This window comes from Bacillus cereus group sp. BfR-BA-01309, from assembly GCF_022664315.1.
GTDB classification, from domain to species: Bacteria; Bacillota; Bacilli; order Bacillales; family Bacillaceae_G; genus Bacillus_A; species Bacillus_A mobilis.
Map to the genome: position 1 here is coordinate 36,397 of NZ_JAKUHE010000002.1, position 13,634 is coordinate 50,030.

The following is a 13,634-nucleotide window of genomic DNA, read 5'->3' on the forward strand; positions in this document are numbered from 1 at the left end:
CCCATAATTTTTATTATGTAAACAAGAATTACGTAAAAAGACACCTTCAAGCAAGAAGGTGTCTTTCAACAGATTAGTAGTTTTTACAAGTCTCAAATAGACCTTTTTCTTTTAAGACAGAGATTAGCGTTTCGCCCATAACCGCTGGAGTTTCCGCTACTTTAATACCACAAGCTTCCATCGTTTTAATCTTTTCAGCAGCAGTTCCTTTACCACCAGAAATGATTGCACCAGCATGGCCCATACGTTTGCCTGCAGGCGCTGTTTGGCCACCAATGAAGCCTACAACAGGTTTTGTCATATTAGCTTTCACCCATTCAGCTGCCTCTTCTTCCGCTGTACCACCGATTTCACCAATCATAATTACAGCATGCGTTTCTTCATCTTCATTAAATGCTTTTAACGCATCAATAAAGTCCGTACCGTTAACTGGGTCCCCACCGATACCTACAGCAGTAGATTGGCCAATACCTTCTTGTGTTAACTGATGTACAGCCTCATACGTTAATGTACCAGAGCGAGATACGATACCTACATGGCCTTTTTTATGAATGTAACCTGGCATAATACCAATTTTGCATTCATCAGGCGTAATAACACCAGGACAGTTTGGTCCAAGTAAACGTGTATGTTTACCTGCCATATATCTCTTTACGTTTACCATATCTAATACAGGAATTCCTTCAGTAATACATACTACTAAATCGATTTCTGCATCAACTGCTTCCATAATTGCATCAGCCGCAAAAGCGGGTGGAACGTATACAACTGAAGCATTTGCGCCTGTTGCTTTCACTGCATCTTCTACAGTATCAAATACTGGTACACCTTCAATATCAGTGCCACCTTTACCTGGCGTTACACCACCGACAATTTTCGTACCGTATTCAATCATTTGTTTTGTGTGGAATAATCCTTGAGAACCTGTAATACCTTGAACAATAACTTTTGTATCTTTATTAACTAATACGCTCATTTTTCTCCCCCGCTTTCTATTAGCCCACTAGTGAAACAATTTTTTGTGCACCGTCTGCCATAGATTCTGCTGCAACAATATTTAAGCCAGACTCATTTAAAATTTTCTTACCTAACTCTACGTTTGTACCTTCAAGACGTACAACTAAAGGCAATTCAAGACCTACTTGTTTCGTCGCTTCAATAACACCTTCTGCGATAACATCACACTTCATAATGCCACCAAAAATGTTAACAAAGATACCTTTTACATTTTTGTCAGAAAGGATAATTTTGAATGCTTCTGTAACTTTTTCAGCTGTTGCACCGCCACCAACATCTAAGAAGTTAGCTGGATCGCCATGGTAATGTTTAATGATATCCATTGTAGCCATCGCTAAACCTGCACCATTAACCATACAACCGATATTTCCATCTAAAGGAATGTAGTTTAAGTCATATTTAGAAGCTTCAATTTCTTTTGAATCTTCTTCATCAAGATCACGAAGTTCTAAAATGTCTTTATTGCGATATAAAGCATTAGAATCAAAGTTTAATTTTGCATCTAATGCCATAACTTTACCGTCACCTGTTGTAACAAGTGGATTAATCTCCGCGATAGAGCAATCTTTTTCGATAAACGCACGGTATAAGCCCATCATAAACTTCACAGCTTGTCCTACAAGCTCTTTTGGAATATTGATGTTAAATGCGATTCGGCGTGCTTGGAAGCCTTGCAAGCCTACTGCTGGATCAATGTATTCTTTAAAGATCTTTTCAGGTGTTTGTTCTGCTACTTCTTCAATTTCTGTTCCACCTTCTTCAGATGCCATTAAAACAACTTGAGAAGTTGCACGATCTAAAACTAGACCAACATAATATTCTTTCTTAATATCGCAACCTTCTTCGATAAGTAAGCGTTTTACTTCCTTACCTTCAGGACCTGTTTGATGTGTCACAAGTGTAGTTCCTAAAATGCTCTCTGCATATGTACGAACTTCATCTAAATTTTTTGCAACTTTTACTCCGCCAGCTTTGCCGCGTCCACCAGCGTGAATTTGTGCTTTTACTACACATACATCCGTTCCTAATTCTTTCGCTGCTTCTACAGCTTCTTCTACTGTAAATGCAACCTTCCCGTTCGGAACGCTAACCCCATAGCTTCTAAGGACTGCCTTACCTTGGTACTCATGGATATTCATGGTCCCATCCTCCCCTGTTTTCCTGTTTTACTCGAAAAGTTTTTTAATGTTTAAAAAACATTACATTGCCATTGTATAAGATGATTGGCACGCTGTCTACAATAAAGTGTCAGAAAACTGAAATCGCTTTATTCTTTTTTGAAAATAATAATGTTCATATACCAAAATAAAAAAATAAGCTGCATATTCGCAGCTTATTTTTGAATCATATCTTTAATTGGTGCAAACGATTTCCGATGTTCTTCTAATACTCCATGCGCTTCAATCGCTTCTAAATGTTGTTTTGTACCATATCCCATATGTTGCTCAAATCCATATGCAGGATACTTTTCTCCAAGTTCTTTCATCATACGATCTCTCGTTACCTTCGCAATAATGGATGCAGCTGAAATAGAAATACTTTTCGCATCACCTTTAATGATGGATGTTTGCGGAATTGGTGTAGGAAGTTTCATCGCATCAATTAATAAATATTCTGGTGCACAAGATAAATTCGCAACAGCATCTAACATCGCTTGTTTCGTCGCTTGATAAATATTTATCTCATCAATAATTTGTGGTGATACAATTCCAACTCCAATTGCAATTGCTTGTGCTTTGATTTCATCATAAAAACGCTCTCGCTTCGCCTCACTCAGCTTTTTCGAGTCATTTAACCCTGGAATATAAAAATCTTCCGGAAGGACAACAGCTGCCGTCACGACAGGCCCAGCTAGTGGCCCACGCCCTACTTCATCTATACCCGCGATAAGTGTGAGCCCTTTTTCACGTAATGCAATCTCGTACCTAGACATTTCGAAAAACTTTTCTTTTTCTTTCTGCGCTAATTCTTTTTGTTTATGCCACTTCAAAATGAGCTTTTGTATCCCTTTTCGCTCGTCTTTCATTAATAGTTGAAAGCGATCATCTTCTTCACTCATTATTTCATGCAGTAAACGTTCCGCTTCTTGAATAGTCACTTTTTGCATTCATGCCACTCCCTTTATATACAAAAAAGAAAAGACGTACTAACGCACGTCTTATACTTCTTCTATTTTTTCTGCATCTTCTGTCTGCTCTGCAAACTCTTCCGGTGTTTCAAACGTCATTTTTCCAAGTTTTCCACCGCGAAGCTCACGAAGTACAAGCTCAGATGTTTTATCATAATCAATCATTCCGCCGCCCATTAAACAGCCTCTATTTTTTCCAATTGCATCGAATAACTCTACAATATCTTCTGGAATTTCATTTAAATTATATCGCTCTTTCAAACGTTCTGGATAATGTTTCTCCATAAAACGTAGTGCGTAAACAGCAACATCTTGTAAATTTAAAATTGAATCTTTAATTGCGCCTGTTGTCGCTAAACGAAGACCCACTAGTTGATCTTCAAATTTAGGCCATAAAATACCAGGTGTATCTAACAGTTCCATTTCCTTCCCAACTTTAATCCATTGTTGAGCTGTTGTTACACCAGGGCGATCTCCTGTTTTAGCAATATTTTTCTTCGCTAACTTATTAATTAACGTAGATTTACCAACATTCGGTATACCTACAATTAATGCACGAATCGCTCTCGGTCTAATACCTTTTGCAGCCATTTTATCAAATTTTTCTTTCACCAACACTTTACAAGCTGCTGCAATTTCCTTCATACCTTGTCCAGCTTGTGCGTTAATTGAAATTGCCATTTGGTCTTTTTCTTTAAAATATGCGATCCATTGCTTTGTTAAACGATCATCTGCCATATCCGCTTTATTTAAAACAACAAGCCTCGGTTTATGTGTAATGATCTCATCGATCATTGGATTTCGAGAAGATAAAGGTAATCGAGCATCTACAAGCTCAATTACAACATCAATTAACTTTAATTTTTCTGTTACTTGGCGTCTAGCCTTTGCCATATGTCCCGGGAACCATTGAATTACCATGTTGCCACCTTCTTTTTCTTTTATTTCACAATACGAGCATCTTTTAAAGGCCAATATAGTATATTTGCTTTTCCAATCACTTGGTCCATTGAAATTGTACCAATCGAGCGACTATCTTTACTAAAACGACGATTATCGCCTAAAACAAATAATTGACCTTCTGGAACAGTTTTCTTCCCTGTCATTTCTTCAAGAGTAAAATCATATGTAAGCGGTCCGTCAGCAATTCGTTTTTTCTGCTTGTCTAAATACGGCTCCTCATAAGCCTTTCCGTTAACATATAGTTTATCATTACGATACTCTATTTCATCGCCTGGCAGGCCGATAATACGCTTAATATAATCCTTATCTTCCGTTGCTCGGAATACGATAATATCAAATCGTTTCGGATCTCCTATGTGATAACCAATTTTATTGACAATCATTCGATCGCGATCATGTAAAGTAGACGCCATCGACACTCCATCTACGAGAATTGGCGCAAAGAAAAACTGTCTAATAACACCCGCTAATACAACAGCAATCAAAATTGCCTTGATCCATTCCCAAAGTGAACTCTTTTCTTTCTTCATGCATTTCCCCTCCACGATTATGTAAGCTGCTCGTATTATATCAAAATTTTATATAGATTGGAAAAAGGGAGCTTGTGCATTTACAAGCTCCCATACATGTCTTATCGAATTTCTTTAATACGTGCTTTTTTACCGCGAAGGTTACGTAAGTAGTATAACTTAGCACGACGTACTTTACCACGACGAAGTACTTCAAGTTTCGCGATTCTTGGCGTGTGAACTGGGAATGTACGCTCAACACCTACACCGTAAGAAATCTTACGAACTGTGAATGTTTCACTGATTCCGCCACCACGACGTTTAATTACAACACCTTCGAAAAGCTGAATTCTTTCACGAGTTCCCTCAACTACTTTTACGTGTACACGTAAAGTGTCTCCAGGACGGAATGAAGGAAGGTCAGTTTTTAATTGGCCTTGAGTAATTTCTGCGATTAATTGTTGCATATTAAATTCTCTCCTTTAAACAGATGCTCTTATAAAGTCTTAATAAATTACAGCGGAACATCGTTAATACGGCCACTGATTTCAGTAGCACAAGTGTTATAATAGCATATTGCTAGGACTGTTGCAATAGAAAATATATCTAGCCCTTACTTGTCTTCTTTAATCTGTTCTAGCCATTTCACTTCTTGCTTAGATAATTCTCGTTCTTCCAGTAAATCCGGTCTACGCGTGTACGTACGACGTAGTGATTCTTTGTGTCGCCATTCATCAATATTTTTATGATTTCCTGACATTAATACATTAGGTACCTTCATACCACGAAAATCAGCTGGACGTGTATAATGAGGATGCTCTAATAAACCTGTACTAAACGAATCCTCAACTTGTGAAGCATGATTTCCTAACACTCCTGGCAGAAGACGCACGACACTATCAGTAATAACCATAGAGGCTAACTCTCCGCCGGTTAATACGTAGTCACCAATAGAAATCTCATCTGTTACGAGATGCTCACGAATTCGTTCATCGTACCCTTCATAATGACCACACACAAAAATAACATGCTCTTCTTCAGCAAGCTCTTCTGCCTTCTTCTGCGTAAAACGCTCTCCTTGTGGACACATTAAAACAACTCTCGGTTTACGGTCTGTTTCCTTCGTTAACTCTTCCACTGCATCAAAGATAGGCTGAGGGGTTAATACCATCCCAGCTCCACCACCATACGGATAATCATCTACGCTATTATGCTTACTCGTTGTATAATCGCGGAAATTGACAACACGAAGCTCTACCGCTTCTTTTTCTTGTGCTTTCTTTAAAATTGAAGATCCAAACACACCCGTAAACATATCTGGAAACAATGTTAAAATGTCAATTTTCATTATAGCAATCCTTCCATTACATGAATGGTTACTAATTTATTCTCAATGTTAACTTGAAGTACAACATCATCAATATAAGGAATTAATAGATCTTGACCTTTTGGACGTTTAATTACCCAAACATCATTTGCGCCAGGAGATAAAATTTCTTTTATTGTTCCTAACGCTTCTCCTTCTTCCGTTACAACACTGCAACCAATAATTTCATGGTAGTAGTATTCGCCTTCAGCTAGTTCGCCTAACTGCTCTTCTGGTACTTTTATTAAAGAACCTTTAAACTTCTCTGCTTCATCTACATTGTTGTATCCTTCAAATGTTAATAAATCAAATGTCTTATGTTGACGATGAGAAGTTACTTTCACCGGAAGGTAGTCTGTACTTTTCTCATTACTTATGTATAATGTGTTTCCTACTTTATATCGCTCTTCTGGAAAATCAGTACGAGAAATAACACGAATTTCTCCTCTTACGCCATGAGTATTTACAATTTTCCCTACGTTAAACCACTTTGTCATAAATAGTATGTCACCCCTGGTTTCTATATAAATTAAGCATTTCCATTTCATATATGGAACATGCAACTTCTCTTTAAATGTTAAAAAAGGGAGAGGAAATAACTCCTCGCCCTTTTTACGTTTATTGAATTTCCAGTGTTACTTTTTCATCATTATGATGTCCCACTGAATACAAGAGCATTCGAATTGCTTTCGCAACTCTCCCTTGCTTTCCAATGACTTTTCCAACATCCTCAGGATGTACAGTTAATCGATACTTTATCTCTCCGTTGTAAAGTTCCTGTGTAACTTTTACATCTTCAGGATGATCGACAAGAGGCTTGACAATCGTCTCGACTAACTTCTTCATAGTCATTGCCTCAATTACTTACCTTGTTTAGATAAGTGGAATTTCTCCATGATACCTTGGTTAGAGAATAAGTTACGAACTGTATCAGATGGTTTAGCACCATTTCCTAACCATTTTAATGCTGCTTCTTCGTTGATCTTAACTTCAGCTGGTTGAGCAACCGGATTGTAAGTACCGATTTCCTCAATGAAACGTCCGTCACGAGGAGAACGAGAATCTGCAACAACTACACGATAGAAAGGAGTTTTTTTAGCTCCCATACGTTTTAAACGAATTTTAACTGCCATTTATAAAGCACCTCCGAATTTATTTCACACAGATAATTATATTAGCAAAAAGACTATTGCTTTGTAAAGTATTTTTTCTTAACAGAGCCATCTTTTTTCCTTACATGAATGGAAACTTCAATCCACCTAGTCCTTTTTTCTTACCTTTTTGCATTCCAGTCATCGTTTTCATCATCTTTTTCATATCATCAAATTGCTTGATTAAACGATTGATCTCTTGTACCGTTGTACCGCTACCTTTGGCAATGCGCTTTTTGCGACTAGCATTGATTATTTCCGGTTGTTCTCGCTCTAATTTAGTCATAGAACGAATAATTGCCTCAATATGCCCAATTTGTTTTTCATCAACTTGCGCATTTTTCAGCCCTTTAATTTTATTTGCACCAGGAAGCATTCCTAACAATTCATCAAGTGGTCCAAGTTGACGCACTTGTCCAAGTTGTTCTAGGAAATCGTCAAGCGTAAACGAAAGCGTACGCATTTTTTGCTCAAGTTCTTTTGCTTTCTCTTCATCAACTGTAGCTTGCGCTTTTTCAATTAATGTTAAGACGTCTCCCATCCCTAAAATACGGGATGCCATACGCTCTGGATGGAACGCTTCAATCGCATCTAGTTTTTCACCCATACCAGCAAATTTAATCGGTGTATTTGTTACAGCCTTAATAGATAATGCCGCACCACCGCGCGTATCACCATCTAATTTCGTTAATACAACACCTGTTAAACCTAACTGTTCATGGAAACTTTGTGCAACATTTACCGCGTCTTGACCCGTCATCGCATCGACAACAAGGAAAATTTCATCCGGTTTCGCAACTTCTTTCACTTTCGCTAATTCATCCATTAGTTCTTCATCAATATGCAGACGACCTGCTGTATCGATTAAAACATAATCGTGATGATCTTCTTTTGCTTTTGCAATCGCTTGTTTCGCAATTTCAACAGGACTTACTTGATCTCCTAAAGAGAATACAGGCATGTCCAATTGCTTCCCTAATGTTTCAAGCTGTTTAATCGCTGCTGGACGGTAAATATCCGCTGCAACAAGCATTGGTTTACGATTATGCTTTTTACGAAGCAAATTCGCAAGCTTACCTGTCGTCGTTGTTTTACCCGCACCTTGCAGACCAACCATCATTATAACAGTCGGTGGCCTATTAGCAACAGCAATTTTGCTTTGCTCTCCGCCCATAAGTTCTGTAAGTTCTTCCTGTACGACTTTAATTACTTGTTGTCCAGGTGTCAAACTTGTCATTACATCTTGTCCGACAGCACGTTCAGACACACGCTTTACAAAATCTTTTACTACTTTAAAGTTAACGTCCGCTTCTAAAAGAGCTAGACGAACTTCTCTCATCATTTCTTTCACATCGGCTTCAGAAACTTTTCCTTTGCCGCGGATTTTTTGCATTGTCTGTTGAAGTCGGTCGGCTAATCCTTCAAATGCCATATTGCCGCCCTCCTAATCTAATTTTTCGATAGCTTCAACAACTTGTTTCATTTCTTCATTCACATGCTCTTCTTCGCTGATTAGCTGTTTTAGCTTTGCAACAAGTCGCTGTCGCTCTTGAAACTTTTGAAGTAATACTAATTTATCTTCATATTCTTCAAGCATCGCTTCAGTCCGTTTAATGTTATCATACACGGCTTGGCGACTTACATCAAATTCTTCCGCAATTTCACCAAGAGATAAATCATCTAGATAATAAAGCGACATATAACTTCTTTGTTTTTGCGTTAACAACGATTGATAAAAATCAAATAAATAGTTCATTCTCGTTGTTTTCTCGAGCATGTTGGATCATCCTTTGTTAAGTGATTTCCCTTTACATGAATTAGTTTACATGGAGTACAAAAGAGTGTCAAGTTTTTTTCTTAACATCACATATTTTTTATAGAAAAAGAAGCGGAAAATACCGCTTCTTTCACTTACACTTACACTTCTTCTGTTTCTACTAAGTTCGCAAATAAACCATACACATATTGTTCTGGATCAAACTGCTGCAAGTCATCCATTTGCTCCCCTAATCCAACAAATTTCACCGGTACATCCATTTCGTTACGAATCGCTAATACAATACCACCTTTAGCAGTTCCATCTAACTTCGTTAAAACAATACCAGTAACATTCGTTGCTTCACGGAATGTTTTCGCTTGACTTAAACCGTTTTGTCCTGTTGTTGCATCAATAACAAGTAATACTTCATGAGGAGCCCCCGGTACTTCACGCTCAATTACACGCTTCACTTTCTCTAACTCTTTCATTAAGTTTACTTTATTTTGTAAGCGCCCTGCTGTGTCACATAGTAATACGTCTACTTTACGTGCTTTCGCAGCTTGTACAGCGTCATACATAACCGCCGCTGGATCAGATCCTGATCCTTGTTTAATCACTTCTACACCAACGCGATCGCCCCATACTTCTAATTGTTCAATCGCTCCCGCGCGGAATGTATCTCCTGCTGCCAATAGGACAGACTTACCTTCTGTTTTGAATTTATGTGCTAGTTTACCAATCGTCGTCGTTTTTCCTACGCCATTAACACCGACAAATAAAACAACTGTTAATTGATCCTCTTGCATATTAATTTCGTTGCTAAATTCACTGTCACCTTTGTAAATTCCTACTAACTTTTCTGAAATAACAGCTTGTACTTCTTTTGGATCTTGGATGTTACGACGTTGCACTTCTTCTTTCAATTGATCAATTAATTCCATTACCGTCGAAACTCCGACATCTGCACCAATTAAAATTTCTTCTAGTTCCTCAAAAAAATCTTCATCTACTTTACGATAACGATAAACTAAATCATTTACTTTATCTGCAAACGAATTCCTCGTCTTTTCTAACCCTTGTTTAAATTTCTCTGTTACCGTATCTGTTTGTTTTGAAATTTTTTCTTTTAATTTTTTAAAAAAGCTCATACTGTCCCATCCTTCCTAATTACTTACCACTAGTTCTTCTCCATCATCTAAACGAACCGAAACAAGTTTAGATACCCCTGACTCTTGCATCGTTACACCGTACAATACGTCAGACTCTTCCATTGTACCTTTTCTATGTGTAATGACAATAAACTGTGTCTCATCACTAAATTTCTTTAAATACTGTGCAAAACGGGCAACATTCGCCTCATCAAGAGCCGCCTCTACCTCATCTAGTACACAGAATGGAACTGGACGCACTTTTAAAATACCAAATAACAGCGCAATTGCTGTTAAAGCACGCTCTCCACCTGAAAGTAAACCTAAGTTTTGCAGTTTCTTCCCTGGCGGTTGCGCTACAATATCAATACCCGTATTTAATAAGTCCTCTGGATTCGTCATGACTAAATCCGCTCTACCGCCTCCAAATAATTCAGAGAATACTGATTGAAACTCCATTCGGATTCCTTCAAACGTAGTAGAAAAGCGTTTTTTCATCTCTTCATCCATTTCAGTAATAAGCTGGTGTAATGTCGTTTTCGCTTCTTCTAGGTCATCTTTTTGCTCTAGTAAGAATGTATGACGCTCTGCTACACGCTCATACTCTTCAATTGCCCCTAAGTTTACTGTGCCTAGCTCTTCGATGGATAGTTTAATTAGTTTCACCTTTTTACGTGCATCCTCGGCAGGCATTATCATTGTATACTTCAGTTTTGCTGCTTCAAATGAAATTGTATATGTTTCACGTAAATGTTGTAATCTATTTTCTAACTCTACATCAAGTCGGTTTATTTTTACTTCTTGATCTTTCAACATCTCAAGAATGTATTTATGCTTACCTGTTGTTTCTTTCAGATTACGCTCTAACTGTTCTACTCTTTCTTGTAACGATACGCGTTGTTCACGACGAGAGCGAATTAACTCTGAAGTTTGATTACGATCATATGCTTTCTTCTCAATCATATTCGTAATTTGTTCTTCACCACTTGAATTCGATGTCATTTCTTGTTTTAAGAATGCTAAATCCTCTTTCGTTTTGACAAGCGTTGCATCCGTTTCTTCTTTTTCCTTCGTCAATCGTTCAACTTTTTCTTTTTGATTAGATAAGCGTTGTTGCTTTTCAGCCGCCAACACTTTTAACTCAGTCATTTCTTTTTGAACTTTTTCTTTAGAAGAATGCTGCTCACTTTTTTGTTTTGTTAAAGCGACAATTTTGCTATCTAATCCCGTAATCTCCGCTTGAAGAGTCGCTAAAATCTTTTCTAGCTCTTCTTTACGCCCTTGTATCTTCACTTGATCTTGTAAGAATCCTTCAATCTCTAAATCGTAAATAGATAAACGATCATTAATACGATGTTCTTCTAATTCTAAACGATTAATTTCTTCTCTTAATTTCTGTTCATCTACACGCTCTACTTCTACACTTTGCCTTAGTTCGCGTATTTGCACTTCTCTTTCTTGAATCTCTTGCTTTACTGCTTTAACAAAGTTTTCTAACTTCGTTGTTTTCTCTTCCATATCAGTTAACTTGCTCGTCCACTCTTCTAGTTCACGTTGACGTCCTAATAAAGAAGATTTCGCCTGTTTTACCGCTCCACCTGTCATAGAACCACCAGGGTTCACGACATCACCTTCGATTGTTACAATGCGATAACGGTATTGCAGTTGTTTCGCTAACTCATTTGCCCCGCGTAAATCTTTCGCAACAATAACAGTACCTAATAAATTCGAAACTACATTTTCATACTTATTGTTATATTGCACAAGTTCTGCCGCCACACCTACAAACGATGGGTGTTGATTTACAGTACGTAATTGTTCAAATGATAACGATCTACTTTTAATAACAGCTTGCGGTAAAAACGTTGCTCGCCCATGTTTATTTTGTTTTAAAAACGCAATTGCATTACGAGCATGTTCTTCTTTTTGTACGACAATATGCTGCATTGCTGCACCTAGAGCAATTTCCATTGCAATTTCATATTCTTTCGGTACTGTTAGCAGTTCTGCGACAGCACCCTCGATACCTTGCAGCTTATTTTCTCTAGCTTTTAATACTTCACGTACCCCTTGATAGAAACCAGAGTAATCTTCTTGCATCTCTTCTAGCATTTCTTTTCGAGAACGTGCCTGTTGTACAAATTGATACGCTTGATACAGTTTTGTTTCATTTTCACTATACTGCGTCTTGCATTTCCCAAGTGCCGCTTCTGTCTTTTGTATATTCGAAAGGATACCAGCTACTTTTTCTTTCACTTGTTCATAACTTTCCACAAGCTTCGTCTTTTTCGCGGTAATTTCCATACGCATTTCTACATATTTCGCATTTTCTTCATCAAGGCGTTCATTTTTAGAGTTTTGTTGTTTAGATTGTTCTTCAATCATAGATAACTCATTGCGATGACTAGCTTGTTGATTTAAAAGTTCAATATAGTCACCTTTTAAATTCTCAATTTGTTCCTCTAAATTGTCAGCAAAAGTTGCAAGCAGTAACTCATTATCATGCAATTTCGTTTCCAACTCTTTTACTTGATTTACAAATTGCATCAACACTTCTGTACTGGATTCAATTTCACCATCATAACTTGTAGCTTTCTCTGTTAATTCAACAATTAACTGCTCGAGTTGCGCACAATGCGTCGTTGCATTTTGTTTTCTCTCTTTTAATAACTCACGCTGTCCTTCTAACTTTTCTAGCTCTTTACTAGAAAGAAGAAGTACTTCTTGTAAGGAATCTACAGACTCATCTACAGCTTGTAATTGTCCTCGTAATTCCTCTAGCTCTTCTTCACCTTTTTGTAAATGCGTTGACATTTTAGCTTCTTCGTTTTTATTATGCCCAAACTGATTTCGAAGCGCTTCCCATTTCTCATGTAATTCTTCAATTTCATGTACAATAAGCGCCGCTTCTACTTTCTCTAATTCTTCTTTTTTCTCAAGATAATCTTTCGCAATAGAAGCTTGTCTTTCTAAAGGTTCTACTTGACTACTTAATTCGTGAATGATATCTTGTACACGATTTAAGTTTTCTTGTGTATCTGCTAATTTTGCTTCAGCTTTCTTTTTACGAAGTTTGTATTTCAGCACTCCAGCAGCTTCTTCAAATACACCACGACGTTCTTCCGATTTACTACTTAAAATCTCTTCAACTTTCCCCTGGCTAATAATCGAAAAAGCTTCTCTTCCCATACCAGAGTCCATAAATAAATCGATAATATCTTTCAATCTACATGATTGTTTATTAATATAAAAATCACTATCACCAGAACGAGATACACGACGTGTTACACACACCTCATTATATTCAATCGGCAAACGTTGATCTTCATTATTTAAAGTTAATGTTACTTCAGCAACATTAACTGCTCTTCTCGTATCACTGCCTGCAAAAATAATATCCTCCATCTTTGCACCACGTAACGATTTTGCAGATTGTTCACCAAGTACCCAGCGAATCGCATCAGTAATATTACTTTTCCCACTTCCATTAGGTCCTACTACAGAAGTTACACCTGGGACAAAATCAACAGATACACGCTCAGCAAACGACTTAAATCCTGCTATTTCTAATCTTTTTAAAAACACGAAAGGCC

The 13,634-nt window shown here is 37.5% G+C and carries 14 protein-coding genes; all 14 read right to left on the reverse strand.

Translation table 11 applies throughout. The features are described 5' to 3' along the window. Positions 1–73: 73 nt before the first annotated feature. The 14 genes from sucD to smc all read right to left on the reverse strand — a co-directional run bounded on the left by sucD (position 74) and on the right by smc (position 13,626). Complete coding sequence (gene sucD, locus MR115_RS03700; RefSeq protein ID WP_000115178.1) at positions 74–976, reverse strand: succinate--CoA ligase subunit alpha; 903 nt, start codon at positions 974–976, stop codon at positions 74–76. Positions 977–995: 19 nt separating this feature from the next. Next, positions 996–2,156 (reverse strand): ADP-forming succinate--CoA ligase subunit beta, encoded by a 1,161-nt coding sequence (gene sucC / locus MR115_RS03705; protein ID WP_001020792.1) that lies wholly within the window; start codon positions 2,154–2,156, stop codon positions 996–998. A 194-nt stretch (positions 2,157–2,350) separates the two neighbouring features. After that, entirely contained in the window at positions 2,351–3,124 is a 774-nt protein-coding gene (locus tag MR115_RS03710) for a ribonuclease HII (RefSeq protein WP_088097494.1), read from the reverse strand. Positions 3,125–3,175: 51 nt separating this feature from the next. Next, complete coding sequence (gene ylqF / locus MR115_RS03715; protein ID WP_063260421.1) at positions 3,176–4,066, reverse strand: ribosome biogenesis GTPase YlqF; 891 nt, start codon at positions 4,064–4,066, stop codon at positions 3,176–3,178. A 20-nt stretch (positions 4,067–4,086) separates the two neighbouring features. After that, complete coding sequence (gene lepB, locus MR115_RS03720; protein WP_242240018.1) at positions 4,087–4,638, reverse strand: signal peptidase I; 552 nt, start codon at positions 4,636–4,638, stop codon at positions 4,087–4,089. Between the two features lie 101 nt (positions 4,639–4,739). Beyond that, positions 4,740–5,084 (reverse strand): 50S ribosomal protein L19, encoded by a 345-nt coding sequence (rplS, locus tag MR115_RS03725; protein ID WP_001186518.1) that lies wholly within the window; start codon positions 5,082–5,084, stop codon positions 4,740–4,742. A gap of 146 nt (positions 5,085–5,230) precedes the next feature. Then, positions 5,231–5,965, reverse strand: a complete 735-nt coding sequence (gene trmD, locus MR115_RS03730; RefSeq protein WP_061678208.1) for a tRNA (guanosine(37)-N1)-methyltransferase TrmD — start codon at positions 5,963–5,965, stop codon at positions 5,231–5,233. Next, on the reverse strand, positions 5,965–6,480 hold the full coding sequence (rimM, locus tag MR115_RS03735; RefSeq protein WP_000170282.1) for a ribosome maturation factor RimM: 516 nt from the start codon (positions 6,478–6,480) through the stop codon (positions 5,965–5,967). Before rimM ends, trmD begins: the two co-directional genes overlap by 1 nt. Positions 6,481–6,601: 121 nt before the next feature. After that, complete coding sequence (locus MR115_RS03740; RefSeq protein WP_000737399.1) at positions 6,602–6,829, reverse strand: KH domain-containing protein; 228 nt, start codon at positions 6,827–6,829, stop codon at positions 6,602–6,604. A gap of 14 nt (positions 6,830–6,843) precedes the next feature. After that, positions 6,844–7,116, reverse strand: coding sequence for a 30S ribosomal protein S16 (gene rpsP, locus MR115_RS03745; RefSeq protein ID WP_000268750.1), 273 nt, complete (start codon positions 7,114–7,116; stop codon positions 6,844–6,846). Between the two features lie 100 nt (positions 7,117–7,216). Next, positions 7,217–8,566, reverse strand: a complete 1,350-nt coding sequence (gene ffh, locus MR115_RS03750; RefSeq protein WP_000863466.1) for a signal recognition particle protein — start codon at positions 8,564–8,566, stop codon at positions 7,217–7,219. 12 nt (positions 8,567–8,578) lie between these two features. Continuing rightward, a complete protein-coding gene (locus MR115_RS03755; RefSeq protein WP_000891061.1) occupies positions 8,579–8,911 on the reverse strand; it encodes a putative DNA-binding protein in 333 nt (110 codons plus the stop codon). Positions 8,912–9,051: 140 nt separating this feature from the next. Continuing rightward, the gene (ftsY, locus tag MR115_RS03760) at positions 9,052–10,041 is read right to left on the reverse strand and encodes a signal recognition particle-docking protein FtsY (RefSeq protein WP_000007660.1); all 990 of its coding nucleotides are present in this window, start codon (positions 10,039–10,041) and stop codon (positions 9,052–9,054) included. A gap of 15 nt (positions 10,042–10,056) precedes the next feature. Next, on the reverse strand, positions 10,057–13,626 hold the full coding sequence (gene smc / locus MR115_RS03765) for a chromosome segregation protein SMC (RefSeq protein ID WP_242240020.1): 3,570 nt from the start codon (positions 13,624–13,626) through the stop codon (positions 10,057–10,059). Positions 13,627–13,634 lie beyond the last annotated feature (8 nt).